The sequence below is a fragment of the Streptomyces sp. NPDC005483 genome, from assembly GCF_040606035.1.
Classification (GTDB): domain Bacteria; phylum Actinomycetota; class Actinomycetes; order Streptomycetales; family Streptomycetaceae; genus Streptomyces.
On sequence record NZ_JBEXEA010000003.1, the window covers coordinates 108684 to 133571 of the forward strand.

A 24888-nucleotide genomic window follows, 5' to 3' on the forward strand; every position below is an offset into this window, starting at 1 on the left:
GTCAACTTGGTGGGCATGCGTTGTCACTCCCCGGGTACGCGCAGTGCGAGGGAGCTGCGGGCGGTTCGGTCGGCCGGTGGTCCAGGGACGCATATGTCAGCGCGTTCCGGGTACACGGCAGGCTGCACGCCACGCAGGACCCGAGACAACCCAGGCCGAAGAGGCAGACGTCGAGCCGTGACTTTCGTGGGAGAGGTAATGCATACCGCCGTCACCGCCGTGAATCGTTCGGAGGCACAGGTCGCCGAGCACGCCAGCGGGACCAGGACGGGTCAGACACCCCTGCCGGGAGTCGAGGAACCGCGGTCCGTCGCCCCGCGGGACGCACGAGAGCTGTCCCGCCAGTTCTTCCAGCGCCTGACCGAGCTCGAAGAGGGGACGCACGAGTACCAGTACGCGCGTAACACCCTCATCGAGATGAACATGTCGCTCGTACGCTTCGCGGCCGGAAGGTTCCGCGGCCGCGGCGACGACATGGAGGACATCGTCCAGACCGGCATGATCGGCCTGATCAAGGCCATCGACCGGTTCGAGGTGTCCCGCGAGGTGGAGTTCACGTCCTTCGCCCTGCCCTACATCGTCGGAGAGATCAAGCGGTTCTTCCGTGACACCACCTGGGCCGTGCACGTCCCGCGGCGCCTTCAGGAGCTGCGTGTCGAGCTGGCCAAGGCCCGTGAGGAACTCGGCAGCCGACTGGACCGCGACCCGACGGTGGCCGAACTCGCCACCCTGATGAACATCTCCGAGAGCGAGGTGATCGAGGCGCAGATCGCCTCGAACGGCTACAACTCCTCGTCCCTGGACGCCGCCCTGACCGGCGACGGCCCCGAGGGCGGCGAAGCGGTGCTCGCCGACTTCATCGGCGTGGAGGAGGAGGGCCTGCGGCTCGTCGAGGACTTCCAGTCACTCGCCCCGCTGATGGCCGAGCTCAGCGACCGCGACCGGCAGATCATCCATATGCGGTTCGTGGAGGAGGCCACCCAGTCGGAGATCGGTGAGCGGCTCGGCTGCTCGCAGATGCACGTGTCCCGGCTGATCAAGCGGATCATCACGCGGCTGCGTGAGGGCATGCTGGGCGAGCTGGGCTGCGCCTGACACATACGGACAGCGAAATAAGCGGGTGTCGTCCCTGGTGGACGGCACCCGCTTTCGCGATCCGGTGGGCTCACACGAAGCTGTCGAATGAAGACAGGCCGAAGGAAGACGTTCAGGCGCGGCGTGCGCTCCCTCCGCGCCGCCTCACTCCTTGCCGCCGAAGCCCAGCACCGCCCTCACGCGCTTGCCGACCGGTACGCGTTCCGCCGCGACCTCCCGCGCCAGGACGTGCACGATCTCCAGGCCGTGCCGGCCGACGCGCTCGGGATCCCGCGGGAACCTGCGGGGCAGGGCCACGCTGCTGTCGTAGACCGTGACGACGACCGCGGCGTCGGTGCCCTCCAGCTCGAGGATGTACGGCCCGTTGCTGTGCCGGTCGGCGTTGGTGACGAGTTCGCTCACCACGAGGAGCACCTCGCCCTCGGTACGGTCGCCGATGGACGCACACCACTCGGTTCTGAGCTTGCCGAGGAAGTCCGCGGCGAACGACCGTGCCTCGGCGATGCATCCCGGTTCGCCGGTGTAGTGCGCCGCCTGCCGTAGGGGTTCCACGGGCACGTCGAAACCAGTCGGTATCACTGCCCCGTCCAGGTGATCGATCATGCGTTCTCTCTCGGAAGCCGGACTGGCCGGACGCTGCTGCACCAGTGCTCGTACCCCGAGCCGCGATTCGCACTCCAGGTGACGCGTCACACCGTCCAGGACACCGGAACGCCGTACAGGGAAGCCGACTATGTCGTCTCCGGCGTGGTGCCGGAGGTGAGGGGTGGCGGCGGTGCCGAGGAGCCGGGTGTGACGGGCTCGTCACTCGAGGACTCGCTGCTGGGCGGCTGCTGCGAGGGCGAGCTCGGGGCCGGTGAGGACGGGGAGATCGGGGCCGGCGGGCACGGCCTCGCCGATCCCGAGGGGGATGCGGTGGCTCCGGCCGACGTGGAGACGCAGGGCGACGCGGAGGTCGGGGGTGTGCTCGGTGCCGTCGGGGACACGCTCACCGGCGGTGAGGGCCTGGTCGGCGGGTGGGTCTTGTGGTCCTTGCCTCCGGTGTCGCCGCGGTGCCGGGCGATCCAGTCGTGGTGGTCGGGGTCGTAGATCACGAAGATGTTGATGACCGTCGTCGAGGGCGCGACCACGACCACGTTCGAGGGGCTGTACGACGCCCAGGTGTCGCCGGTGGTCTTCGGCGTGCTCTGCTGCGCGATGGGTGGGGTCAGCGGGTTGCCGCAGGCGCAGCGGGTGCGGGGCACCCCGTGGTCGTCGACGAGCACGGCGGTGCCGGCCTGGAGGACGGCCTGGTAGCTGGTGGCGGCGCCGTCACGGTAGCCATGGTTGGTGACGCGGGTGTCCATGCGCAGCTGGACGGGTGTGAGCGAGCGCAGGAAGGCGGGGACCCCGGACGGCTGGACGCCGGCGACCGAGGCGAAGACCCTGTTCTTCGCGGGGTCCGCCTGAAGGGCCTTGACCTGCTTCTCGACGTCGCAGCTGGAGACGTTGCGGGTGCCGCCGTAGAGACCGGGAGCGGCGCCGTCCACGCCGCGTACGGCGTTGGCGGGCTCGGAGGAGCCGGTCGGGGAGGCGGAGACCGGCGGCACGGAGCTGTCCTTCGCGGTCGACTCGGTGAAGGGGTCGGGGCCCGTCTTGGCGGCGGCCTGCAAGAAGACCTCGCCGTTGCCGCCTGCCGAGGGTGAGCCGCCGTCGGAGCGGGTGAACACGACCGCGAGGACCACGGCGGCGACGACCGCGGCGGCGATGATCGCGACCCGGGGCGCGGATCTCCACCAGGGGCGGCGGGGTTCCGGCTCGGGTGCTCCACCGCTGCTGCCCGGGGGCTGCGAGGGCGGGCCCGAAGGCGGCTGCGAGGGGCCCGACAGCGGGCCGGAGGGCGGCCCGGTGGGGCGGCCCGACGAGGGCGGTCCGACGCTCACGAGTTCTTCTTCCCGACGCGGGATTCCTGCGGCGCGTGATCCGATTGCCCCGATTGAGCCGCATTTTCCGCGACACTCCTATTGTCTGCTCCGGTCGAGTGCCGCCCGCAAGCGGACGCGGACGGACCTCCCGGCAGGCGCGCCGTCCCCGGGCTGCTTAGCGTGGCAGGGTGAACCCGCAAACCCCCTTCCACCAGGCGGTCGTCGCTCGCCACGGCTGGGTTCAGGCCCTGGCCACCGTCCTGGTCGCGCTGATCGCCATGGGGGTGGTGGCCGCGCTGGGGCTGTGGGCGGCGGGCGCGTCCGGCCTTCCGGACCACGCGTTCCCCCGGGTCGTCGCGGCGAGCGTCGTCACAGCCGTCGGCGGCACGGTCAAGCTGTCGGGAAGCGCGGGAGGGCTCGCCGGCAGCAAGGCCGGACTCACCGTGATCCCCCTCTCCGTGACCCTGACCGGTGCGCTGATGCTCGGCGCGGGATTCCTGCGGCCGCTGCGGCACCGGGCCGTCGCCGGCGGCCGCGAACTCGCCGGATGGGCCGCCCGGATCGCCGTCCTGTGGTTCCTCGCGCTCCTCGCCCTGGCCTTAGCCGCCCGTCAGACGTTCAAGCTCTCGCTCGGTGACGACACGCTGAGCGACCTGGGCGACCTCTTCGGTGTCTCCCCCGAGGTCGGCTTCACCACGGACGTACCGCAGACCCTTTTCTTCGGCGTCCTGTGGATGGCCGGCGTCCTGGTGCTGGCCCTGCTGGTCTCGCGCCGGGCTCCGCTGCCGGGGCACCTGCTGCGCCTCCAGGAGTCGGTACGGCCCGCGGCGCACGCCATGGTCGTGCTCCTCCTCGCCTACGTCGTCCTGGGCGCGCTCATCGCCCTGGTGGTCGCCGTGACCCGGGGGCATGCGCCCGAGACCCTCGCGGTGATCCTGCTGGGCCTGCCCAACCTGGTCTGGCTCACCCTGACCATCGGCCTCGGCGCCACCTGGCACGGCCGCGTGGAGGGCCCCTTCGGACTGCCCATGCCGCACGTCCTGGACGAGGTCCTGCGCTCCAAGGACACCGCCACGCTCAATCTGCACACCCTCGCCGAGCACGACGGCCGGGTCTGGTGGCTGGTGGTCGTCGACGCGGTCCTGCTGCTCTCGGTCGCGTTCCTGATGGCGGCCCGCTCCCCCGCCCGCGTCCGCGCCTGGCAGCACGCCGTCCGCCTGGCGCTCGCCCTCGCCCTGACGGTCCTCATGATCTGCCTCATGGGCCGTGTCTCCGCCCACTACGGCCTGTCGGTACTCGGCATCGGCGACCTCGGCGGCGGCCTGGGCGGCAAGCTGTTCCTCACACCGCAACTGTGGTCCGCGGTCGGCCTCGGCGTCCTGTGGGGCCTGGTCACCGGTTTCCTGGGCGCACTGCTGGCACGACCGGTACGGCGCAAAGGAGAGATCGAACCGGCTGACGGGTGACGCGGCGCATGACAGAGTGCGCTCAGTCGAGGAAAGGGCTGCACATGGCATCGGCTCTCGAAGACCGGCTCGCCGTCACGGAGTTGATCGCGCTGCACGGCCATCTGGTGGACTCCGGTGCGCTGGACCGGTTGCACGAGGTCTTCACCGCGGAGGTGGTCTACGACGTGTCCGACTTCGGCCACGGTGAACTCACCGGACTCGCCGCGATCAGGGAGGCGGCTCTGGCGCTCGGCGCCGGGAACCCCTTGGCCCACCACGTCACGAACGTGTTCGTCGAGGAGATCACCGACGACCGGGGCCGTGCCCGTTCCAAGGGTCTCGCCGTCATTGCGGACGGCTCGTGCGGCTCGGTCACCTACGAGGACACCGTGGTCCGCGTCGGCGCGCAGTGGCGGATCAGCCGCCGCAGGGTGCTGGCGCGGAAGCTGCCGTTGAACGGCCTGGGCCAGGGCTGACTACCGTCCCCGGACCACCGGCTCCGCCCAGCGCGGTGGAGGCTTCGGGCGGGTTTCCGGCGGTTCTACGGTGCGGAGGGCGACCTCCGTCGGCGGGTGGCCGCCCGTCGCCGTCGAGCGGAGGTCGGCGACGAAGTCGAGGCAGGAGTCGTGGCGGTCGTCGGGGATCTTGGCGAGGGCCCTGGCGAACACCGCGTCGAGCGCTGCGGGCAGGCCGGGGCGGGACTCGGAGAGGGCGGGCGGGGCGTCGTACTGGTGGGCCCACAGCAGGGCCATGTCGTCGTCGCGGCGGAAGGGCGGGTGGCCCGTGAGGGACTCGTAGACCACACAGGCGAAGCCGTAGACGTCGCAGCGGCCGTCGACCGGGCGGCCGGAGATCTGCTCGGGGGCCACGTAGTCGAGGGTGCCGACGAACTGGCCGACCGTCGTGAACCCGGTCAGCGACAGGGACTTCTTCGTGAGGCCGAAGTCGGTGAGGTAGACGTGCTCGGGATGGTCGCTGTCGGTACCGCGGGAGACCAGGATGTTGCCGGGCTTCACGTCCCGGTGGACCAGGCCGTGCTCGTGGGCCGCGTCGAGCGCGGAGGCCACCTGGGCGGCGATCCGCAGCGCGGTCGGCAGCGGCAACGGGCCCTGGCGGTCCAGCAGATGGCGCAGATCGCTGCCGGCGACGTACCGCATGGCGATGTACAGCACGCCGTCCGTCTCGCCGGCCTCGAAGACCGGGACGATGTGCGGGTGGTCGATCGCGGCCGCCACCCGGGACTCGTGGCTGAAGCGGTTGCGGAAGGTGTCGTTGCGGGCGAGCTCGGGGGCCAGCAGCTTCAGCGCCACCGTGCGGTCCAGGCGCAGGTCCCGGGCCCGGTAGACGACGGCCATGCCACCGCGGCCGATCTCCTGTTCGATGCGGTAGGTCGCGACCTGGCGGCCGACCAGTTCGGAGGGGCGTCCCGAGAAAAGGCTGGTCTCATGGGCCATCGGGGGTCACCACCTGGGTGGGGGCGTGTCCGGGGCTGTCGGCGGCCGCACGGGGCGCATCGTCGGTGGCGTAGGTGCTGAGCCGGGTCCCGTCCGCGTAGACCCAGCGTCCGTGCTGGGCGTCGTACAGCCACACGTGCTCCCCGTCGACGACCACCCCGATCCGCAGTCCCCGGGTGCGGCCGCGGAAGGTCTCCCCGTCCAGGCCGCCGCGGGCCAGCTCCTCGACCGCGGCCCGGTAGCCGGCGAGGGTCTCGTCGGCGCGGGCCAGCAGGGGGCGCGGGTCGGCGGCGCGGGTGAGCGGGCTCTCGGGGGCGGGCGGGTCCTGCGGTACGGCGACCAGGAGGCGGCCGTCGACCCAGGCCGACCAGCCGTTGGCGCACAGGACGTACGCCCAGTCGCCGCGCCGCTCGGCGAGCTGGACGGGGAGGAGGGGGTCGAGGGGCACGGTGGGGCGGGCGGGGTCGGGGGCCTCCCAGGCGGGCATGCCGTACCCGGGGACGACATGGGTGGGCCGGAAGCCGGGGGTCGTCATCGGCGGCCTACTTCCGCATGACCGCGGGTTCGTGGCGGCGCAGCAGCCGGGAGACGACGAATCCGAAGAACACCGACAAGACGACGAGCATGCCGATGTTCAGCAGCCACACACCCGCCGAGTGCTTGAACAGCGGATCACCGGTGAGGTCGCCGGGCACGATCCGGGCGAGGCCGATGGTGCCGGCCATCGCGCCGAGCGCCCAGCGCGAGGGCACCAGCCAGGACAGCTGTTCCAGGCCGGGCACGCCGTCGAGCTTCAGCAGGGCGCCGCAGAAGACGACCTGGACGATGGCGAGAAGCACGAGCAGCGGCATCGTCACCTCCTCCTTGCGCACCAGCGCGGACACGAGCAGACCGAGCATCATCGCCGTGAACGCCAGCAGGGCGACGGCGATCGTGATCTCGGCAAGGGGCGGCATCAACACGCCTTCGCCGCCCGGTGCGTTGAGGTCGACGCCGAGGAGGGCCACGAGGGTCAGCACGACCGCCTGCACGACGGTGATCGAGCCGAGGACGACCACCTTCGACATCAGGTACGCCGATCTGGACAGGCCGACGGCCCGTTCCCGCTGGTAGATGACCCGTTCCTTCACCAGCTCGCGCACCGCGTTCGCGGCGCCGGTGAGCACGCCGCCGACGCACAGGATGAGCAGGGCGTTCATCGCGGAGTCCTGGGTGAGCCGGCTGCCCGCGAGGGCCCGGGCCATGGCGCCCATGACGAAGGGGAGCGCGATCATGATGGCGAGGAAGGTGCGGTCCGCGACGAGGGCGGCGGTGTAGCGGCGGATCAGGGTGCCGAGCTGGGCGCCGCGGCTGCGGGGCCTCGGCGGGGGCGTGATGATGACCGGCTCGGAGCGGGGCATCGGGGGCTGCGCGGTGGCCTCGGCGACGTACTGGTGGTGGAAGGCCGAGGAGCGGAAGTCGCCCGCCCAGTCGCGGTCCTGGTCGCGTTCGAAGGCTTCGAACGCCTCGGGCCACTGGGTGAAGCCGAAGTAGGCGAGGGCGTCCTCGGGCGGCCCGTAGTAGGCGATCCGCCCACCGGGCGCGAGGACGAGCAGGCGGTCGCAGACGTCGAGGCTCAGGACGCTGTGGGTGACGACGATGACCGTGCGGCCGTCGTCGGCGAGGCCGCGCAGCATGTGCATCACCGAGCGGTCCATCCCGGGATCCAGGCCGGAGGTCGGTTCGTCCAGGAAGAGCAGGGAGGGCTTGGTCAGCAGTTCCAGGGCCACGCTGACCCGCTTGCGCTGTCCGCCCGAGAGGCTGTGCACGGGCTGCCGGGCGCGCTGCTCCAGTCCCAGCTCGCGGATGACCTCGTCGACCCGTTCGCGGCGTTCGGCCTTCGCCGTGTCCTGCGGGAAGCGCAGTTCGGCGGCGTAGGACAGGGCGCTGCGGACGGTCAGCTGGGCGTGCAGGATGTCGTCCTGCGGGACCAGGCCGATGCGCTGGCGCAGTTCGGCGTAGTCGCGGTAGAGGTCGCGGCCGTCGTACAGGACGGTGCCGTGGTCGGCGGGCCGCTGACCGGTGAGGGCGTTCAGGAGCGTGGACTTCCCGGCGCCGCTCGGGCCGACGACCGCGAGGAGGCACTTCTCCCCCACCGGGAAGGACACCTGGTCGAGCAGGGTCTTGCGGCCGCGGTCGACGGCGACCGTGAGGTCCTGGACGTCGAGGGAGACCTCGCCCGTGTCGACGTACTCCTGGAGCGTTTCACCGACCAGGCAGAACGCCGAGTGGCCGATGCCGACGATGTCCCCGGGCCCGAGGGGGGCGCTCGTGACGGGCAGGCCGTTGAGGTAGGTGCGGTTGTGACTGCCGAGGTCGACGATCTCGTACGAGCCGTCGGGCAGGGCGCGCAGCTCGGCGTGGTGACGGGAGACGATCAGGTCGTCGATGACGAGGTCGTTGTCTTCGGCGCGGCCGATACGGACCGTGCGGGTGGGCAGCGGGCGTACCGCGGTGGGCGCGCGGAAGGTGCCGGTCAGGCCCGGCATCGAGACCGCGGAGGGGCGCTCGGGGGCGGGGAGGCCCAGCAGGACCGCGCAGGGGCCGTCGGAGGGGCTGCCGAAGCGGATCACGCTGCCGGGGCCGACGTCCCACTCGTGGACGCGGCGGCCGTCGGCATAGGTGCCGTTGGTGCTGTTCTCGTCCTCGAGGGTCCAATGGTCGTCATCGGGTCGCAGCACCGCGTGATGCCAGGAGACCCGGGCATCGTCGATGACGATGTCGCTCAAGGGGTCGCGCCCCACGTGGTAATCGTGGCCCGGGCTCATCACCGTGGAGCCGGTGTCGGTCTCCAGGACGAGCTCGGGCGCCGTCGGTGCGACCGGCCGTTCCACCATGCCAGAATTCTACCGATTCACCCCTTTGCCCGCCCGGCGACCGGGATCGGACAACGGAGAGTGACGCGATACGGCATGGCTGAGCGGCGGAGAGTGCTGCGGGGCGCACCGGAGTGGGGGCGGCGGCTCGGGCGGCCACGGGCCGCGGCCTGGCCCGGGCCACGCCGGTCGGGACGACGACCAGGTCCAGGGGACGGGAGCGAGGACGGGGGTTCGGCTCGGGCCACGCTGGGTTGGGGCGGCGACCGGGTCCAGGGGACGTGGGTTCGGCTCGGGCCACGGCGAGTCGGGACGGCGACTCGGGCCAGGGCACGCGAGTGCGGCGTGGTGGTCGGCTCAGGCCACTCGAGCGAGGACGCGACTCGAGCCAGGCCACGCCGAGTCACTACGACGACTCGGTCCGAGCCCCCCGAGCGCGGAGCGGCAGGCGGCTCACGCCAGCAAGGATGCGGCTCAACCCGGACCCACGCCGGGCCAGGTCGGCAACGCGGTCCAGCCAAGCCGAGCCAGGACGGGCGACTCGACCCAGGCCGCCGAGCGCGGAGTGGCAGGCGGCTCACGCCACGCGAGCAAGGATGCGACTCAACCCGGACCCACACCGGGCCAGGTCGGCAACGCGGTCCAGCCAAGCCGAGCCAGGACGGGCGACTCGACCCAGGCCGCCGAACGCGGAGCGGCAGGCGGCTCACGCCACCGGGGTGAAGAGTGCTGAGGCCATTCGGTGCATTCTCACGGCGTCCACGGACTCGGCGAGCAGTTCGTACTCCGTGGTGTCGTCGCTCGCGGCGATCCGGACCAGCCGGCCGGCCGCCAACTCGTCGGCGACCAGCTCCTGTTGGTACAGATCGGCGCACCAGGCCCGCATCACGGCGGGTACGTCGAGCACGGTGTCGCCGACGGGGGCGAGGGCGCCCGCCGGGAAGTACTCGGCCTCGGGCTGGGGGTCTAAACGGTCGGCGATCCACGAGGCCCGGTCGCGTAACCACCACAGGGCGAGGGCGAGGGTGGGCGCGCGGTAGGTTCCGAGGGGCACGCCGATGCGCCGCCCGTCGCAGATGCCGTACCCCGTGACATGGCACAGGAATTCGTCGTGCACGATCCACTCCCCCGCTTGCTCCGTTCGCCTGCCGGCAGGGCCTCGCTTTCCGTGCGGCTCATGTGCGGTACGCGGTTCTTGCTGCTGTACGTGACGGGCACCTCGCTCGATGTGAAGGGCCTGTCAGTCGAGTATGTTCACTACTGAAACACTGTCACCACGTCTTTTTGGCCAGTCTCTTGGCATATTCACCCTCCCTCCTGGCCGAAATCTGACGGGTACACGTTCAAACGTCATGACCCGAGAGGTAATCGACGGTTCCGGGCGCCGCGGGCAAGGTTGTCTCACCAGGTCCCACCAGCACAGACGACCTCGATGGAGGCTGATTTCCCATGCCCGCGAACACCGACCGTTATGAGACTGCCGTCGCCCGCTACTTCGAAGCCTGGAACGCGCGTGAGCCCGAGGCACGCACGAAGGCCGTGGCGGCCGCCTGGGCGGTGGGCGGCGGGTACACCGACCCGCTGGCCGACGTGGTCGGCCACGACGAGATCGCCGCGGTGATCGCGGCGGCTCACGAGCAGTTCCCGGGTTTCACCTTCCGGATCACCGGCGCCGTCGACGGGCATCACGACACCGCGCGCTTCTCCTGGGAGCTCGTGAGCGAGGCCGACGGATCGGCACCCGTCGCCGGATCCGACGTGATCACGCTGGCCGGGGACGGCCGGATCAGGACCGTGCAGGGGTTCCTGGACCGGGTGCCCACCGGTTCCTGAGGGACGTCCGCGATGAGTTCTGCCCTCGCCGGTGGTCTCGTGAAGAGGAAGCCGTCGGCGAGGGAGAACATCATGGCCACGACCGGAGAAGTCGACGCGGAGTTCACCGCGGTCCTCAGCAGGAACCCCGAGAAGGGCAGCTGGACCTGTGTCCGCTGGCCCGCCTCCGTCGAGTTCTTCGGCACCCGCGGACTGGTGAAGGTCCGCGGGACGATCGACGGACACCCCTTCCGGGGCTCCTTCATGGCCCTCGGGGACGGCACCCACATGCTGCCCGTGAAGGCCGAGGTGAGGAAGGCCATCGGCAAGGAGGCGGGCGACACGGTGACCGTGCGCATCGAGGAGCGGACCGGTTGATCAGGCCTGCGTGTCCGACCGCGTCGGACACTGGCCGCCTGGCGGCGGCCGTCCCATCGGGTCGTACCCCAGCTCTCCCACGGCAGGCGCAGGTGCGGGATGCGCCTTCGCCCTGTGGTGGTGGGGACGCCGAGGTGACGGGGACCGGGCACCGGCCTGAAGCCGGTGCCCGGTTCGTTCAGCTGGCCGCGGTCGTCGCGGTCGGGTCGGTCACGCCTTGACGATCGCGTCGATCCTCGCCAGTTCCTCCGTGTCGAAGTCCAGGTTGGCGATCGTGCCCACGCTGTCCTCGATCTGCTTCGGGCTGCTGGCGCCGACGAGGGCCGAGGTGACGCGGCCACCGCGCAGGACCCAGGCCAGGGCCAGCTGGGCGAGGGTCTGGCCCCGGCCCTTGGCGATGTCGTTGAGCTCACGGAGCTTCTGGACCAGGTCCTCGGTGACCGCGTCCGAGTTCAGGAAGGGGCTGTCGCTCGCGGCCCGGGAGTCCTCGGGGATGCCGTCGAGGTAGCGGCCGGTCAGCAGGCCCTGCTCCAGCGGGGAGAAGACGATGGAACCGACCTGGAGCTCGTCCAGCGCGTCCAGCAGGCCGCCATCCTCGGGGCGCCGGTCCAGCATCGAGTAGCGCGGCTGGTGGATGAGCAGCGGGGTGCCGAGCTCGCCGAGGATGCGGGCGGCCTCGCGGGTCTGCTCGGCGGAGTAGTTGGAGATGCCGACGTAGAGCGCCTTGCCCTGCTGGACCGCGGTGTGCAGGGCCCCCATCGTCTCCTCCAGGGGGGTGTCCGGGTCGGGGCGGTGCGAGTAGAAGACGTCGACGTAGTCCAGGCCCATCCGGGTCAGGCTCTGGTCCAGCGAGGACAGCAGGTACTTGCGGGAGCCCCACTCGCCGTACGGGCCGGGCCACATCAGATAGCCGGCCTTGGTGGAGATGATCAGCTCGTCGCGGTACGCCGCGAGGTCGGACTTCAGCGCCTCACCGAAGGCGGACTCGGCGGCGCCGGGCGGCGGGCCGTAGTTGTTCGCGAGGTCGAAGTGGGTGACGCCGAGGTCGAAGGCGCGGCGCAGGATGGCCCGCTGGGTCTCGACGGTACGGTCCGCCGGGCCGAAGTTGTGCCACAGGCCGAGCGAGATCGCGGGAAGCTTCAGGCCGCTGCGTCCGGTGCGCCGGTAGGGCATCTCCGCGTAGCGGTCGGGGTGTGCGGTGTACAACGCGACTCCAGAGGGGTTGGCACGGTGGAACCAGGGTCTTGGACCTGTGTCCACTCTTTCGCGACCTGGGGGCATCGGTCCAACAGAAGAATCCGATGGAATTCAGCGGATAGGCTTCTCAATCATGGAACTACGCCATCTCCAGCACTTCGTGGCGGTCGCCGAGGACCAGCACTTCACCCGGGCCGCCGAGCGGCTCCTGGTGTCCCAGTCGGGGCTGTCCGCGTCCATCCGGGCGCTGGAGCGCGAGCTGCAGACACCGCTGTTCGTGCGGACCACCCGCCGGGTGACCCTCACCCCGGCCGGGCGGGCCCTGCTCGGCGAGGCCGAGCGGATCCTGGCGCAGGTGCGCTCGGCGCACGAGGCGGTGGCCGCGGTGCAGGGCGTACTGCGCGGGATGCTCGCGATCGGGTCCGAGCAGTGCATCGCCGGGCTGCACGTGGCGGGGCTGCTCGCCGCGTTCCGCCGACAGCATCCGGACGTGGAGATCTGTCTGCGCCAGGCGGGGTCGGCCGCGCTCGCGGAGGAGGTGGCGGCCGGGCGCCTGGACCTGGCCTTCGCCGTGCGGGCGGCGCAGGAGGACACCGACCAGCTGCGGGTCGTACCGCTGTCGAGCGAGCCCATGACCGTGCTGTGCCATCCGAGCCACCGGCTCGCGGCCATCGGCGCGGCCGTGACGCCCGAGGACCTGGACGGCGAGGTCTTCGTGGACTTCCATCCGGACTGGGGGCCGCGCCGCACCACCGACGCCGCCTTCGCCGACGCGGGTCTGCGCCGGAACGTCGCCCTTGAGGTCAACGACGTGCACAGCCTCCTCGACCTGGTGGACGAGAACCTCGGCGTGGCCGTCGTACCACGCCACTTCCGGCACAAGCGGGAGTCACTGACCGCGCTCCCGGTCAAGGGCACCGGCGAGACCGTGTACGAGACGGTCGCGCTGCTTCCCCCCTCACAGGCCACTAGCCCGGCGGCCCGGGCACTGATGTCCCTGCTGGAAACAGGGGGCTTGAGTACACCTCAGGACGGGGCCCACGCCTCGTGACCTGATCCGTCCCGCGCACCAGACTCATGACCGTTCCCGAGGACAACCACGGTCAGGAGTAGGGAAGATGACGGACCCCACACGACGGAACGTACTGCGCGGCGCGGCGGCGATCACGGCGGCCGGCGCACTCGTCGGCTCCGGAGCAGGTGCCTCGCCCGCCGTGGCGGCGCCCGGGACGGCACGCCATTTCCCGTTCCTGGAGGGCGCGTTCAAGCCGGTCACCGAGGAGCTGACGGCCTTCGACCTGCCGGTCACCGGCCGCATCCCCCACGAGCTGAACGGCCGGTATCTGCGCAACGGCCCCAACGTCCTGGGCCTGGAGGACCCGCGCGCCCACCACTGGATGCTCGGCGACGGCATGGTGCACGGCGTGCGGCTGCGCGAGGGCCGCGCCGAGTGGTACCGCAACCGCTGGGTGCGCTCTTCCCAGGTGGCGAAGAAGCTCGGCGAGCCCTACCCGGGTCCGGTGCCGCCGGACGACTTCCCGTGCAACACCCATGTGATCCCGTACCGGGGGCGGATCCTCGCGCTCCAGGAGAGCGGGCCGCTGCCGTACGAGCTCGACGAGGAGCTGAACACCGTCGGCACGTACGACTTCCGGGGCACCGTGGAGGGCGCGTTCACCGCACATACCAAGTTCGACGTCCACGCCGGTGAGCTGCACGCGATCGCCTACTACCCGACCTGGGACCACGTCCGGCACCTGGTCGTGGACCCGGCGGGACGCGTCTCGCGCAGCACACGGATCCCGGTGGCGGACGCGCCGATGATCCACGACTTCGCGCTCACCGAGCACTACGTGATCATCCTCGACATGCCGGTCACCTTCGATCCGGCGGGCGCCGAGCGCGGCGACATCGTGCCCTACGTCTGGAACGACCGGCATCCGGCCCGGATCGGTGTGCTGCCGCGCGAGGGAGGTGCGGTCCGCTGGTTCGAGGTCGACCCGGTGTACTACTCGCACACCCTCAACGCGTACGAGGAGGGCTCGAACCTGGTCATCGACACGACCAACTTCGACGGACCCTTCCTCGTGGCGGGCAACGGGTCGGGAGGCCCGTACACGGCGGGTACCCCGCGGCTGGACCGCTGGACGGTCGACCTGCGTCAGGGGCGGGTGCGGGTGCGGACCCTCGATGACCGCCCCCAGGAATTCCCGCGCGTCAACGAGGCGTTGGTGTCCCGCCGGCACCGCTACGGCTATTCGGCGGCCTCCGCGGAGATGGCGGTGGCCTATCAGGCGGTCGACGGCAACCCGCCGCCCGACCGGGCGTTCAGCAACGCGCTCATCAAGCACGACCTGCTGCGCGGCACCTCACAGGTGCACCGGCTGCCGCGGGACGCGGCGGCGAGCGAGGCGCTGTTCGTGCCGTCCGACCCCTGCGACGGGAGGGCGGCCGAGGACGACGGCTATGCGATCGCGTATGTGCACAACCCCGATCGCGGGGCCTCCGACCTGGTGATCCTCGCGGCCCAGGACTTCACGGCCGAGCCGGTGGCCCGGATCCATCTGCCGGGACGGGTGCCGCTCGGCTTCCACGGGAGCTGGATTCCCGACGCCTGACGCGTGGTCCGGGGCCGGAGTCCGGCGCGTGGCCCGGGGCCGGAGTCCGGCGCGTGGCGCGAGGGCCGCAGTCCGGCGCGTGGGCCGGGGGCCGCAGTCAGGCGCCTGACCCGGGGGCCAGAGTCCGGCGCCCGACGCGAGGGCCGGATTCCGACGCGTGACGCGGCGTGATGCGCGATGGTGGGTGGCATGCATGCAAAGGACATCCTCATCGACGGTTACAGCCGCATCCAGGAAGAAGTCCACGCCGCCGTCGAGGGCCTGGGCCCCGACGACCTCAACCACCGTCCCGGCCCCGACGCCAACTCCCTGGCCTGGCTGGTCTGGCACCTCACCCGCGTCCAGGACGACCACGTGGCCGGCGCCCTCGGCCTCGACCAGGTGTGGCTGACGCAGGACTGGGAGAAGCGGTTCGGCCTCGATCTGAAGCCCCGGGACATCGGCTACGGGCACACCTCCGCGCAGGTCGCCAAGGTGCGGGTCGACTCCGCGGACCTGCTGACCGGTTACTACGACGCCGTGCACGCCCAGAGTCTCGAAGCCCTGCGCGGGCTGAGCGCCGAGGACCTGGACCGCGTCGTGGACGAGAACTGGGATCCGCCGGTCACCCTGGCGGTGCGGCTGGTCAGCGTCCTGTCCGACGATCTCCAGCACGTCGGACAGGCCGCCTACCTGCGGGGGCTCCTTCAGAGCGCGTAGCCCGGCAGGACGACGTCGTCGATGAGGGCCTTGCGCTCGTCGAACGGGATGAAGGCGCTCTTGAGCGCGTTCACCGTGACCGTGCGAAGGTCCTCGACCGTCCAGCCCGCCTCCTCGACCAGCAGGGACATCTCGCGGGTCATCGTCGTACCGGAGACGAGACGGTTGTCGGTGTTGAGGGTGACCCGGAAGCCCAGGTCCTTGAGAGCCGTGATCGGGTGCTCGGCGATCGAGGTGGCCGCGCCGGTCTGGAGGTTGGACGTCGGGCACATCTCCAGGGCGATACGGCGGTCCCGGACCCAGCCCGCCAGCCGGCCGAGCTTGCCGCCCGCGAGGTCGGGGATGTCCTCGGTGATCCGCACGCCGTGGCCGAGCCGCTGGGCGCCGCACACCTGCACGGCCTGGTGGATGCTGGGCAGACCGTGGGCCTCACCGGCGTGGATGGTGAACGGCACGTTCTCGCGGCGCAGGTGCTCGAAGGCGTCCAGGTGGTCGGCGGCCGGGAAGCCGTCCTCGGCGCCCGCGATGTCGAAGCCGACGACACCGGCGTCCCGGAAGGCCACAGCCAGGTCGGCGGCCTCGCGCACCCGGTCGAACATCCGCATCCCGCACAGCAGGGTGCCGACCCGCACCGGGGTGCCCGCCGCGGCGGCCTTCGCCATACCGGCGGCCAGGCCCTCCTGGACGGTCTCGACGACCTCGGCCATGGCCAGCCCGCCGTTGGTGTTCAGCTCGGGGGCGTAGCGCACCTCGCCGTACACGACCCCGTCGGCGGCCAGGTCGAGGACGTACTCCTCGGCCGTGCGCAGCAGGCCCTCGCGGGTCTGCATGACGGCGAGGGTGTGCGCGAAGGTGGCTATGTAGCGCACCAGGTCGCCGGAGTCGGCGGCCTCGAAGTACCAGGCTGCGAGCTCGTCCGGGTCGGTGGTGGGCAGGGTGTGGCCGACCTCCGCCGCGAGTTCCACCAGGGTGGCGGGGCGCAGGCCGCCGTCGAGGTGGTCGTGCAGGACGGCCTTGGGGAGGCGGCGGATCAGGTCGGCGTCTACGCGCGTAGCGGTCATGGCGGGGTCTTTCTTCGAACGTCGAACGGGGCGGCGGGAGGATCAGTCAGCGGGCTGGAGCAGGTCCCAGCGGTTTCCGTAGAGGTCCTGGAAGACGGCGACCGAGCCGTAGGGCTCGTGGCGGGGCTCCTCCAGGAAGGTCACGCCCGCGGCGAGCATGTGGGCGTGGTCGCGGGCGAAGTCGTCGGTGTGCAGGAAGAAGCCGACGCGCCCGCCGGTCTGGTTCCCCACCCGGCCCTGCTGCGCCTCGCCCTTCGCGCGGGCGAGCAGCAGGTCGGTGCCGCCTTCGCGTTCGTCCGGCCGTACGACGACCCAGCGGGAGCCGTCCGGGCGGGGGGTGTCCTCGACGAGCCGGAAGCCGAGGGCCTCGGTGTAGAAGCGGATCGCCTCGTCGTAGTCGTCGACGACGAGGGTGACCAGGGCGACGCGTCTCATCGGAACCTCTCGGGACGGGTGGTTGACGGGAGAGGTTATACGTAAAACCTGGGGGGCGCCAGTCCGCTCTGGCGGGGGTCCCGCGGGCGGGCCGTACGGCGCGTGGCAGGCTGGTGATCAACGCCGGGGTCACGGCTCCGGCGCCCCTCACCGGACTGCCGCACAGGAGTGGCGCACCATGACCGAACTTCCGAAGTCGACCGGAGCCCCCGCTCACCAGAACGTCACCTTCCCGAGCGGCGGCACCACCGCGCACGGCTATCTGGCGCTGCCGCCGTCCGGGAGCGGGCCGGGTGTCATCGTCATCCAGGAGTGGTGGGGTCTGACCGACCACATCGCCGACGTCGCCGACCAGCTGGCGGCGGAGGGCTTCGTGGCCCTCGCGCCCGACCTGTACGGCGGCAATGTCGCCCATGACAACGCCGAGGCCCTGCGGATGATGCGGGAGCTGCCGGTCTCGCGGGGCGTGCAGCTGCTCTCCGGAGCGGTCGACCACCTGCTGTCGCTGGACGAGGTCACCTCGGACACCGTCGGCGCGGTCGGCTTCTGCATGGGCGGCGGATTCGTCCTGTACCTGGCGGCGGCGGACCCGCGGGTGAGCGCCGCGGTACCGTTCTACGGCGTGATCCAGGGAGAGCTGCCCGATTTCTCGGGCCTGAAGGCGGAGATCCTGGGCCACTACGGCGAGCTCGACCGGACGATCCCGGCGGAGAGCCTCGACGCTCTGCGCGAAGCGATCCGCGACCAGTCCGGGGTCACCCCGGACCTGCGTCTCTACCCGGCGAACCACGCCTTCTTCAACAACGGGGGCCAGACGCACGACCCCGAGTCCGCCACCCGCGCCTGGGAGAGGACGGTGCCGTTCCTGCACGAGCGGCTGGGGTAGGGCCTGCCCTTTGGATCGGGCCGGCTGTGAGGCGGGGTACCTTGCGGCGGATCGGGCCGGTTGCAGCAACGGTGTCCTGTCGTGCCGAACGTGCCCAGCATGGTCCACCAGGCGGACCACAGAGGCTTGGAGGTGCCTGCGGAGTCCGAGGCCCAGCCTCAAGGTGGCGGTGGCCGCGCTTCGACCGCTCGGCGGCGGGCGGCCCTGAACTGCCGGGTTCAGCGGTGACGACAATCCGGCCATGCCCGTCAGGACGGTCGGGCCCCCTTCTGCATGGTCCACCGCGCGGACCACGCGGGTGGCGCCTGCGGAGTCCGGCACACCGAGCCGCGAGGTGACGGGGCCGGCCCGCCAACCCGTGCGCGGTGGGCGACCAGGAGCTGCCGGGCCTGCCATGACGACAATGCGGCCGGGCCATCGGAGCCACCTCGGGCTCGCGCCTCCGGCAGGGCGGCGGGCCGGACCGTCGACCGCTGCGCGGCGGGCGACCCCGACTGCCGGGCCCGGCCGTGACGACAATGCAGCCGGGGCCTCCGGAGCACGGCCAGCCCCGCGCCTCCCGATGACCCACCGGGCCGACCACAGAGGCTGCGGGAGCCTGCCAGGTCCGGCACGTCCAGCCCCAAGGTGACCGACCGGACCGTCGACCGCTGCGCGGCGCGCCACCCCGGACTAGCCGGCCCGGCCGTGACCGTGATGCGGCGGGGAATCTGCTTCACCAGGACCGCGACGGTCGGGTGTTGGCGGCGCCTCGGTCCGCGGTCGTAGGGCCGTGGACCGAGGCGGCGGGGCGTGGCGGCCGGTAGCGTCCCGGCCATGACGATCACCGAGGGCCGCACCCTCGAGCAACGCAAGCGCGATGTACTGGCCCGGCTGGAGCGCGAGACGGACGTCTGGGTGGCCACGGCGGACGCCGGCGGGCTGCCGTGTCTCGTCGCGCTGTGGTTCGCCTGGGACGGCGAGTCCGTCTGGCTGTCCACGCGGATCACCAATCCCACGGGCCGCAATCTGCGCGACGGCGGACGCGTCCGGCTGGCGTTCGGGGACACCCAGGACGTCGTGCTCGTCGACGGGGAGGTGCGGACGTACGACGGAAAGGAGGTACCGGTCGCGGGGATCGAGACTTTCCGGGCGAAGACGGGCTGGGATCCACGTGAGGACAGCGCCTCCTACGCCTTCTTCCAGGTGCGTCCGCGCGCCGTGCAGGCCCTCAACGGCGTGCACGAGATGCGCGGACGGCACGTCATGAAGGACGGCGTGTGGGCCGTATGACCTCTCAACCAGCCTTCTGATGCAGTGAGTTCAGGGTGTCCAGCTCGTCGTCCGTGAGCCTCAGCGCGCCCGCCGCGATGTTCTCGACGAGGTGGTCGGGGTTGCCGGTGCCGGGGATCGCCAGGATGTGCGGGCCCTGGGCGAGGGTCCAGGCGAGCCGGACCTGGGCGGGAGTCGCGCCGTGCGCCCGCGCGACGGCGAGCACCGCCTCGTCGTGGGCGGTGGTGGCGCCCTCGGGTCCGGCGTCCCCGGCGATCGCGTAGAACGGCACGAAGGCGATGCCCTGTTCGCCGCAGATCCGCAGCATCTCGTCGGTGACCCGGTTGCGGGAGTCGAGCCCGAAACGGTTCTGCACGGACACCACCGGCGCGATGGCCTGCGCCTCGGCGAGGTGCCGGGGCTCGACGTCGGAGATGCCGAGGTGCCGGATCAGGCCCTTGTCGCGCAGTTCGGCCAGGGCGCCGAAGTGCTCGGCGACCGATTCCTGGCGCATCCGGCGGAGGTACACCAGGTCGAGGTGGTCGCGGCCGAGCTGGCGGAGGTTCTCCTCGACGTGACCGCGCAGGTCCTCGGGCCGGGCAGAGGTACCCCACTCCCCCGTGTAGTCCCGGAAGGGCCCGACCTTGGCCGCGATGACCAAGTCGTCCGGGTACGGGGACAGCGCGCTGTTGATGATCTCGTTGGCGGAGCGCAGCGAGGAGAAGTAGAAGGCCGCCGTGTCGACGTGGTTGACGCCGAGCTCAATGGCCTTGCGCAGTACGGCGATCGAGCGTTGCCGGTCGCTCGGCGTGCCGTGGTGGAAGGCCGCGCTGCCCGTCAGCCGCATCGCGCCGAAGCCGATGCGGTTGACGGTGAGATCGCCGAGTGTCCAGGTGCCTGCCGCGTCCGCGGTGATCGTTTCGGAGGTCATCGGCGGATGATGACACACCTCCGGCCCGTCCTCGTCGGCACTTTCCGAACTTCTACCTCCGCTGCGCGGCCAGCCGGATGGGCGCGTTGGCCGCGCCGAACCCGGAGTAGCCGCCCGAGCGCTGGACGAACTCGAAGAAGACACGTCCGACCGTCTCGGTGTAGCAGTGCCGGAACTCGCCGCCCCGCTCGTCGCGGTCGTAGAGGATGCCGAGCTCACGGTACGTCTCCAACTCCCCCTCGGCGAACTCGAACCGGGCCTCCAGGTCGTCGTAGTAGTTCGCCGGGACGCGCAGCAGCCCCGCCCCGGCCGCGCGGAAGCGGCGGACCGCGGCGACGATGTCGTCGACGGCGAACGCCACGTGCCTGGCCCGCGTCTCACCGCCCTCCTCCGGAGTGGGCGCGAGGTTGAGGACCAGCCGGGGCCCGGCGGTGGAGGCGGACAGGGCACGGCTGCGGAACAGGCCGTAGGGGTCGGCGAGTTCGACGGTGTCGTGCGGGCTGAGGCCCAGCACCGTGCGGTGGAAGAGCACCGACTCGTCGAAGTGGTGCCAGGGCTGGGTCAGCGCGAGGTGGTCGATGGTGAGGGCGGTCGCGGTCCCGCCCTCGGCCGTGTACGCGAAGTCGTCGGTCCAGCTGGGGAGTTCGGGGCGGCCGGTCGCGCAGAACAGGACTTCGGTGCCGTCCGGGGCGGCGATCGACTCCAGGGGGACGTCCTGTGCGGCGCGGCGCTTGGGCAGGGCGGGCGCGAGCAGGGCTTCCGCCCGCCGTGCGGAGGCCGCCGGATCAGCCGTCTCCAGGCCTACGGCGGCCAGGGCGGTGTCGGTACGGCGGCCGGCGGTGCCCGCGTTGACCAGGACGCGGGCCTCACCCTGTTCCCAGAGGTCGACCGGCTTGCCGTGATGGCGGGCGGTGCGGGTGAAGCCGAGAGCCGTGAGGAGTTCACCGACGGGTTCGGGGTCACTGGTGGCGAGTTCGGCGAAGGCGACCCCGGAGGGGATCACGGGGGCCGGGAGCGGGGAGACGCCCGCGTTCTCCTCCAGGGCGAGCAGGGAGCGCAGCCCGTCCAGCGCCGTTCGGCCCGCGTCCGCCTGGCGGAAGACGTCGTTGAAGACCTCCAGGGACAGGGGGCCGTCGTATCCGGCGTCAAGGACGTGGCGCAGGAGTCCGGCGACGTCGAATCCGCCCTGGCCCGGGAAGCAGCGGTAGTGGCGGCTCCACTGGAGGACGTCCATGGCCATCAGCGGGGCGTCGGCGAGCTGGAGGAAGAAGATCTTGTCACCGGGGATGTCCGCGATGCCCTTGGGATCGGAACCCCTGGAGAGGATGTGGAAGCTGTCCAGGCAGGTGCCGAGCGCCGGATGGTCCGCGGCCTCGACGATCCGCCAGGCGTGGTCGTAGGTGCTGACGTGTCGTCCCCACGCGAGTGCCTCGTAGGCCACCCGGATGCCGAACTCCTGGGCCAGGTCGGCCAGTCGGCTCAGCTGCTCCGCCGCGAGGGCGTCGTCGTCCACGGCCTGCGGGGAGACGCTGGAGCAGACGAGGACGGTGTCGGCGCCGAGCCTGCCCATCAGCTCGAACTTGTGGCGTGCGCGCCGCAGGTTGCGGGCGAAGGTCCTTTCCGGGACGGCCTCGATGTCCCGCATCGGCTGGTAGAGGTCGATGCGCAGCCCCAGGTCGGCCGTGCGGGCGGCGATCTCCTCCGGGGCCAGGGGGCTTGCGAGGAGGTCGTTCTCGAAGATCTCGACGCCGTCGAAACCGGCTCGTGAGGCGGCCGTCAGTTTCTCGGTGAGGGTGCCGCTGAGGCAGACGGTGGCGATGGACTTGCGCATGGTTGTTCCCGAGGTCTCGCGCGTGTCCGCTGCGGAGGGGTTACGCATACTCGCTCCCGAGGTCGATCCAGGTCCTCCCGGCGTGTCCCGCGGCTCCGGCGGAGGCCTCCTGCGCCCGCACGAGCGGGAGACGGGCCTTGATCACGGCTCGGGGGCGGGCGTCAGGCGGTTCGGTCATGCCGGCGGTGAGGTCGCCGGGGGGGGCGTAGATCATCGAGCCGTCCGGCGTTGCGGCCGACGAGCACGATCTCGCCGATCCGTACCGCGCGTTCCGGACGCCGAGGGTGCGGTTCGGTGGCACCGGGCGTGATGCCGGGGCGGGACAGGACGAGGCGCACGTGCGGCAGGCGTGGTTCGGCTCGGTGGCCACCTGGCGGTCCACCGGACGGTCCCGTAGGCCCGCTCCGATGCTCACAACCCGCCCGAACCCCTGTTGGCCCATGACCCACCGGCGCGGACGGTGGGACGCGCTTGCGGTGAGACACCGCCAGGTCCGGTTCCGTAAGGACTGCTGCTCGCACTGGGACTCCATGGTGACCACTAGACGGTCCATACGATCCACTGTGCGGACAGCCTAGGCGGCACCCGCTTCTCGAACAAGGGCGCGGCAGCCGGAAAGGGCAAGGGCGCAGCCAGGGCTACACGTGGTCATCACCCCACGGCCCGATCTTGGGCGTTGCGGTATCCCTGGTCCGCACAGCGGACTACGGTCGGGAACAGCAGCGGCCGAGGGCCACGGGGTACACGGGGAGGCAGCGGGTGAGCGACGGACAGACGCGGGCGGGAGGCGACGCCGACCAGCAGGCGGGCGGGGTGCGCAGTGTGCGGCGGGCCTTCGACATCCTCACTCTGCTCACCGAGGACCGGCCGGTGATCACTTTGCGGGAGATCACCGAGTCGACCGGTCTCCCGAAGACGACCGCGCTGCGTCTGGTGCAGACCCTGGAGGAGACCGGCCTGCTGGGCTCGCACCCGTCCGGCTACACCGCGGGGCCCGCGCTGTGGCGCTGGGCCTATCTCGCGCGCGGCCAGTGGGAGGTGCCGCAGGAGACCCGGAAGGTCATGCGCGACCTCGCGGACCGGCTCGGCGAGACCGTCAACCTGTTCGTCGCCCGGGGCGTCCACCGCATCTGTGTCGCTCACGAGGAGAGTCCGCACCCGCTGCGTCATGTCGTCGACGTCGGCGACGAGCAGCCGCTGTGGGCGGGCGCCTCCTCGAAGATCCTGCTGCGGGGCACCTCCGAGGCGTTCCTGCGCCGGGTCGCCGTCGCCTCACCGCAGGGCGAGGCGCAGCTCGAGCGGCTGCGGGCCTGGGTCAGGGAGGCGGCCGAGCGCGGTTACGCCGTCAGCAGCAGTGAGTTCGACGAGGGACTCACCGCCGTGGCGGTGCCCGTCGTCGGCCGCACCGGCAAGGTCGTCGCCTCCCTCTCCCTGAGCGGCCCCAGCCACCGCTTCCCCTACGAGGCCGTCGAGCGCTTCGCCACGGAGCTCGCCGAAGGCGCCCGCCTCATCTCCGACCAGGGATTCAGCCACCCCCTGAGCAGCGACGCCTGACGTACGGGACGCCGGTGCGCCGGGCCGACTCGCCCAGCCGCTCGGGAGAGGGCGAGGTCACGGTCGGTGCCCTCGCCCCCTCCTGCGGACGCGTCGTCAGCCGGAAGCCTGGTCGTTGTCCTTCATCTCACCCCAGCCGTGCCAGCGCTCGACCTCGATCCAGGCGCTCACGCGGCCCCGGACCCGGTTCGGGTAGGGACGGCCGCCGTAGTGGGTGGAGAGGCGGTCGATGTCGGCGAGGTCCTTGTCCTCGTACGTCTCGATCATGCGGCCGATGAGCGTGATGTGCGTGTACCAGTTGTCGCTGTCCAGGACCGTGAGGGTGACGCGGGGGTCGCGGCGCAGGTGCTTCAGCCGGACCCGGCCCTCGTCCAGGTTGATCAGGACACGGCCGCCTTCCCAGAGGTACCAGGTGGGGGTCGACACCGGTGTGCCGTCCGAGCGCAGGGTCGCCATCACGCAGGGGTTGGCGCGGCTCAGCAGTTCGACGGCCGCGGGCGGCAGCGGGGGCTTGGACATGCGGGGCCCTCCTCGGGGGCGGGTGTTCCGGTCTCGGGGTCAGGGATTCCGGTCTCGCGGTCAGGCATCCTCCCCGTCGAAGCTCGCGAAATAGGCGGCGGCCATGTCCTCGTCGCCGTGACCCTGGGCGGCCGCGCGTTCGAAGCGCTCGGCGCTCGCGGCGGCCACGTCCAGGCGCACTCCGCTCCGCTCGCCGGCCTCGACGATCAGACGGGCGTCCTTGGCGGCGGTGGAGACCGCGAACTGGGCCGGTGACAACCGGTCGTTGAGGACGAGCCCGGACTTGGCGCGCAGGTATCCCATGTCGAGGGGGCCGCCGTCGATGGCGTCGAAGAAGTCCTGCGGGTCCACGCCGAGGGCCTTCGCGAGGGCGAGGGCCTCTCCAGCGGCGTTGGTCACGGCGAGCACCCAGCTGTTGGCGACCAGCTTCAGCCGGGTCGCGCTGCCCTCGGCGCCGTCCTCACCGGTCCACACCGTGCGGGCGCCGACCGCGTCGAAAACGGGGGTGACGGCACCGCGCCCGTCCACCGGTCCGGCCGCGAGGACCAGCAGCTGACCGGCCTCGGCGGGCTGGCGGGTGCCCAGAACGGGCGCGTCGAAGAAGACCAGCCGGTGCTCACGGGCGAAGGCGGCCAGGTCGGCGATCGCCTCGATGCCGGCGGTGGTCGACTGCACCCAGGCGGAGCCCGGGCGGAGCCCCTCGGCGGCCTGGCGCATCACGTCCAGGGCCGCGGGGCCGTCGTACAGCATGGTCAGGACGACATCGGCGCCGCGCACGGCCTCGGCGGGGCTGCCGGCGATCTCGACCCCGTCCGCGGCCAGCGGCTGTGCCTTGTCGGCGCTGCGGTTCCAGGCGCGGACGGTGTGTCCGGCACGGGTGAGGTTGCGGGCCATCGCGGCACCCATGATGCCGGTGCCCAGGACGCTCACGGTGAGCTTGTCGGTCATGACGTCAACTCC

25 protein-coding genes are annotated in these 24888 nt (G+C 71.5%); 11 read left to right on the top strand and 14 right to left on the bottom strand.

What is annotated here, in order from left to right; all coding sequences use genetic code 11:
- Positions 1–198 precede the first annotated feature (198 nt).
- Positions 199–1095: an RNA polymerase sigma factor SigF gene (locus tag ABZT06_RS06620; protein ID WP_355735847.1), complete on the top strand. Its 897-nt coding sequence runs from the start codon at positions 199–201 to the stop codon at positions 1093–1095.
- A gap of 144 nt (positions 1096–1239) precedes the next feature.
- On the opposite strand, the gene ABZT06_RS06625 is transcribed toward ABZT06_RS06620, so the two are convergent.
- Complete coding sequence (locus tag ABZT06_RS06625) at positions 1240–1698, bottom strand: ATP-binding protein (protein ID WP_355735850.1); 459 nt, start codon at positions 1696–1698, stop codon at positions 1240–1242.
- Positions 1699–1826: 128 nt separating this feature from the next.
- Entirely contained in the window at positions 1827–3017 is a 1191-nt protein-coding gene (locus tag ABZT06_RS06630) for a DUF6777 domain-containing protein (protein ID WP_355735852.1), read from the bottom strand.
- 170 nt (positions 3018–3187) lie between these two features.
- Here ABZT06_RS06630 and ABZT06_RS06635 point away from each other — a divergent pair, with 170 nt between their 5' ends.
- Both ABZT06_RS06635 and ABZT06_RS06640 read left to right on the top strand, forming a co-directional pair.
- Positions 3188–4465, top strand: a complete 1278-nt coding sequence (locus ABZT06_RS06635; protein ID WP_355735855.1) for a streptophobe family protein — start codon at positions 3188–3190, stop codon at positions 4463–4465.
- 44 nt (positions 4466–4509) lie between these two features.
- Complete coding sequence (locus tag ABZT06_RS06640; RefSeq protein ID WP_355735858.1) at positions 4510–4923, top strand: nuclear transport factor 2 family protein; 414 nt, start codon at positions 4510–4512, stop codon at positions 4921–4923.
- Here the strand turns inward: ABZT06_RS06640 and ABZT06_RS06645 are convergent, their stop codons facing one another.
- From ABZT06_RS06645 to ABZT06_RS06660, 4 genes are all read right to left on the bottom strand, one after another.
- The gene (locus ABZT06_RS06645; RefSeq protein WP_355735861.1) at positions 4924–5901 is read right to left on the bottom strand and encodes a serine/threonine-protein kinase; all 978 of its coding nucleotides are present in this window, start codon (positions 5899–5901) and stop codon (positions 4924–4926) included.
- Entirely contained in the window at positions 5891–6436 is a 546-nt protein-coding gene (locus ABZT06_RS06650) for a hypothetical protein (RefSeq protein ID WP_355735865.1), read from the bottom strand. Before ABZT06_RS06650 ends, ABZT06_RS06645 begins: the two co-directional genes overlap by 11 nt.
- Before the next feature lie 7 nt (positions 6437–6443).
- The gene (locus ABZT06_RS06655) at positions 6444–8777 is read right to left on the bottom strand and encodes an FHA domain-containing protein (protein WP_355735867.1); all 2334 of its coding nucleotides are present in this window, start codon (positions 8775–8777) and stop codon (positions 6444–6446) included.
- Positions 8778–9462: 685 nt separating this feature from the next.
- Positions 9463–9873, bottom strand: a complete 411-nt coding sequence (locus ABZT06_RS06660) for a hypothetical protein (protein WP_355735869.1) — start codon at positions 9871–9873, stop codon at positions 9463–9465.
- A gap of 332 nt (positions 9874–10205) precedes the next feature.
- Between ABZT06_RS06660 and ABZT06_RS06665 the strand changes: the two genes are divergently transcribed.
- A complete protein-coding gene (locus ABZT06_RS06665; RefSeq protein ID WP_355735872.1) occupies positions 10206–10589 on the top strand; it encodes a nuclear transport factor 2 family protein in 384 nt (127 codons plus the stop codon).
- Between the two features lie 72 nt (positions 10590–10661).
- Complete coding sequence (locus tag ABZT06_RS06670) at positions 10662–10946, top strand: DUF1905 domain-containing protein (protein ID WP_355737020.1); 285 nt, start codon at positions 10662–10664, stop codon at positions 10944–10946.
- A gap of 210 nt (positions 10947–11156) precedes the next feature.
- Here ABZT06_RS06670 and mgrA read toward each other — a convergent pair whose 3' ends face one another.
- Complete coding sequence (gene mgrA / locus ABZT06_RS06675) at positions 11157–12152, bottom strand: L-glyceraldehyde 3-phosphate reductase (protein WP_355735875.1); 996 nt, start codon at positions 12150–12152, stop codon at positions 11157–11159.
- Positions 12153–12276: 124 nt separating this feature from the next.
- Here mgrA and ABZT06_RS06680 point away from each other — a divergent pair, with 124 nt between their 5' ends.
- The 3 genes from ABZT06_RS06680 to ABZT06_RS06690 all read left to right on the top strand — a co-directional run bounded on the left by ABZT06_RS06680 (position 12277) and on the right by ABZT06_RS06690 (position 15460).
- Positions 12277–13194 (top strand): LysR substrate-binding domain-containing protein, encoded by a 918-nt coding sequence (locus ABZT06_RS06680; RefSeq protein WP_355735877.1) that lies wholly within the window; start codon positions 12277–12279, stop codon positions 13192–13194.
- 67 nt (positions 13195–13261) lie between these two features.
- Entirely contained in the window at positions 13262–14761 is a 1500-nt protein-coding gene (locus tag ABZT06_RS06685; RefSeq protein ID WP_355735879.1) for a carotenoid oxygenase family protein, read from the top strand.
- A gap of 189 nt (positions 14762–14950) precedes the next feature.
- Entirely contained in the window at positions 14951–15460 is a 510-nt protein-coding gene (locus tag ABZT06_RS06690; RefSeq protein WP_355735881.1) for a DUF664 domain-containing protein, read from the top strand.
- On the opposite strand, the gene ABZT06_RS06695 is transcribed toward ABZT06_RS06690, so the two are convergent.
- Both ABZT06_RS06695 and ABZT06_RS06700 read right to left on the bottom strand, forming a co-directional pair.
- Positions 15448–16521: an adenosine deaminase gene (locus ABZT06_RS06695; RefSeq protein WP_355735884.1), complete on the bottom strand. Its 1074-nt coding sequence runs from the start codon at positions 16519–16521 to the stop codon at positions 15448–15450. The two genes, ABZT06_RS06690 and ABZT06_RS06695, sit on opposite strands and share 13 nt — an antisense overlap.
- Before the next feature lie 42 nt (positions 16522–16563).
- Positions 16564–16956 (bottom strand): VOC family protein, encoded by a 393-nt coding sequence (locus ABZT06_RS06700; RefSeq protein ID WP_355735887.1) that lies wholly within the window; start codon positions 16954–16956, stop codon positions 16564–16566.
- Positions 16957–17134: 178 nt separating this feature from the next.
- Between ABZT06_RS06700 and ABZT06_RS06705 the strand changes: the two genes are divergently transcribed.
- Entirely contained in the window at positions 17135–17842 is a 708-nt protein-coding gene (locus ABZT06_RS06705) for a dienelactone hydrolase family protein (protein ID WP_355735890.1), read from the top strand.
- Between the two features lie 816 nt (positions 17843–18658).
- Positions 18659–19114 (top strand): pyridoxamine 5'-phosphate oxidase family protein, encoded by a 456-nt coding sequence (locus ABZT06_RS06710; protein ID WP_355735893.1) that lies wholly within the window; start codon positions 18659–18661, stop codon positions 19112–19114.
- 4 nt (positions 19115–19118) lie between these two features.
- On the opposite strand, the gene ABZT06_RS06715 is transcribed toward ABZT06_RS06710, so the two are convergent.
- From ABZT06_RS06715 to ABZT06_RS06725, 3 genes are read right to left on the bottom strand one after another with little or no spacing between them, the layout of a single operon-like run.
- Complete coding sequence (locus tag ABZT06_RS06715; RefSeq protein WP_355735896.1) at positions 19119–20024, bottom strand: aldo/keto reductase; 906 nt, start codon at positions 20022–20024, stop codon at positions 19119–19121.
- A 52-nt stretch (positions 20025–20076) separates the two neighbouring features.
- On the bottom strand, positions 20077–21855 hold the full coding sequence (locus ABZT06_RS06720; protein ID WP_355735898.1) for a TIM barrel protein: 1779 nt from the start codon (positions 21853–21855) through the stop codon (positions 20077–20079).
- Between the two features lie 40 nt (positions 21856–21895).
- Positions 21896–22069, bottom strand: a complete 174-nt coding sequence (locus ABZT06_RS06725) for a hypothetical protein (RefSeq protein ID WP_355735901.1) — start codon at positions 22067–22069, stop codon at positions 21896–21898.
- A gap of 545 nt (positions 22070–22614) precedes the next feature.
- On the opposite strand from ABZT06_RS06725, the gene ABZT06_RS06730 reads away from it, so the two are divergent.
- A complete protein-coding gene (locus ABZT06_RS06730; protein WP_355735904.1) occupies positions 22615–23409 on the top strand; it encodes an IclR family transcriptional regulator in 795 nt (264 codons plus the stop codon).
- A gap of 96 nt (positions 23410–23505) precedes the next feature.
- Here ABZT06_RS06730 and ABZT06_RS06735 read toward each other — a convergent pair whose 3' ends face one another.
- Positions 23506–23928, bottom strand: a complete 423-nt coding sequence (locus tag ABZT06_RS06735) for a PPOX class F420-dependent oxidoreductase (protein ID WP_355735906.1) — start codon at positions 23926–23928, stop codon at positions 23506–23508.
- A gap of 60 nt (positions 23929–23988) precedes the next feature.
- Positions 23989–24876, bottom strand: coding sequence for an NAD(P)-dependent oxidoreductase (locus ABZT06_RS06740; protein WP_355735908.1), 888 nt, complete (start codon positions 24874–24876; stop codon positions 23989–23991).
- Positions 24877–24888 lie beyond the last annotated feature (12 nt).

Excerpts from the sequence above, each read along its gene's own strand:
- ABZT06_RS06690 (WP_355735881.1), top strand. The coding sequence starts at position 14,951 with ATGCATGCAAAGGACATCCTCATCGACGGTTACAGCCGCATCCAGGAA.
- ABZT06_RS06665 (WP_355735872.1), top strand. The coding sequence starts at position 10,206 with ATGCCCGCGAACACCGACCGTTATGAGACTGCCGTCGCCCGCTACTTC.
- ABZT06_RS06645 (WP_355735861.1), bottom strand. The coding sequence starts at position 5,901 with ATGGCCCATGAGACCAGCCTTTTCTCGGGACGCCCCTCCGAACTGGTC.
- ABZT06_RS06705 (WP_355735890.1), top strand. The coding sequence starts at position 17,135 with ATGACCGAACTTCCGAAGTCGACCGGAGCCCCCGCTCACCAGAACGTC.
- ABZT06_RS06720 (WP_355735898.1), bottom strand. The coding sequence starts at position 21,855 with ATGCGCAAGTCCATCGCCACCGTCTGCCTCAGCGGCACCCTCACCGAG.
- ABZT06_RS06715 (WP_355735896.1), bottom strand. The coding sequence starts at position 20,024 with ATGACCTCCGAAACGATCACCGCGGACGCGGCAGGCACCTGGACACTC.
- ABZT06_RS06640 (WP_355735858.1), top strand. The coding sequence starts at position 4,510 with ATGGCATCGGCTCTCGAAGACCGGCTCGCCGTCACGGAGTTGATCGCG.
- ABZT06_RS06685 (WP_355735879.1), top strand. The coding sequence starts at position 13,262 with ATGACGGACCCCACACGACGGAACGTACTGCGCGGCGCGGCGGCGATC.
- ABZT06_RS06620 (WP_355735847.1), top strand. The coding sequence starts at position 199 with ATGCATACCGCCGTCACCGCCGTGAATCGTTCGGAGGCACAGGTCGCC.
- ABZT06_RS06735 (WP_355735906.1), bottom strand. The coding sequence starts at position 23,928 with ATGTCCAAGCCCCCGCTGCCGCCCGCGGCCGTCGAACTGCTGAGCCGC.
- ABZT06_RS06670 (WP_355737020.1), top strand. The coding sequence starts at position 10,662 with ATGGCCACGACCGGAGAAGTCGACGCGGAGTTCACCGCGGTCCTCAGC.
- ABZT06_RS06710 (WP_355735893.1), top strand. The coding sequence starts at position 18,659 with ATGACGATCACCGAGGGCCGCACCCTCGAGCAACGCAAGCGCGATGTA.
- ABZT06_RS06700 (WP_355735887.1), bottom strand. The coding sequence starts at position 16,956 with ATGAGACGCGTCGCCCTGGTCACCCTCGTCGTCGACGACTACGACGAG.
- ABZT06_RS06740 (WP_355735908.1), bottom strand. The coding sequence starts at position 24,876 with ATGACCGACAAGCTCACCGTGAGCGTCCTGGGCACCGGCATCATGGGT.
- ABZT06_RS06680 (WP_355735877.1), top strand. The coding sequence starts at position 12,277 with ATGGAACTACGCCATCTCCAGCACTTCGTGGCGGTCGCCGAGGACCAG.
- ABZT06_RS06655 (WP_355735867.1), bottom strand. The coding sequence starts at position 8,777 with ATGGTGGAACGGCCGGTCGCACCGACGGCGCCCGAGCTCGTCCTGGAG.
- ABZT06_RS06650 (WP_355735865.1), bottom strand. The coding sequence starts at position 6,436 with ATGACGACCCCCGGCTTCCGGCCCACCCATGTCGTCCCCGGGTACGGC.
- ABZT06_RS06625 (WP_355735850.1), bottom strand. The coding sequence starts at position 1,698 with ATGATCGATCACCTGGACGGGGCAGTGATACCGACTGGTTTCGACGTG.
- ABZT06_RS06695 (WP_355735884.1), bottom strand. The coding sequence starts at position 16,521 with ATGACCGCTACGCGCGTAGACGCCGACCTGATCCGCCGCCTCCCCAAG.
- ABZT06_RS06725 (WP_355735901.1), bottom strand. The coding sequence starts at position 22,069 with ATGATCTACGCCCCCCCCGGCGACCTCACCGCCGGCATGACCGAACCG.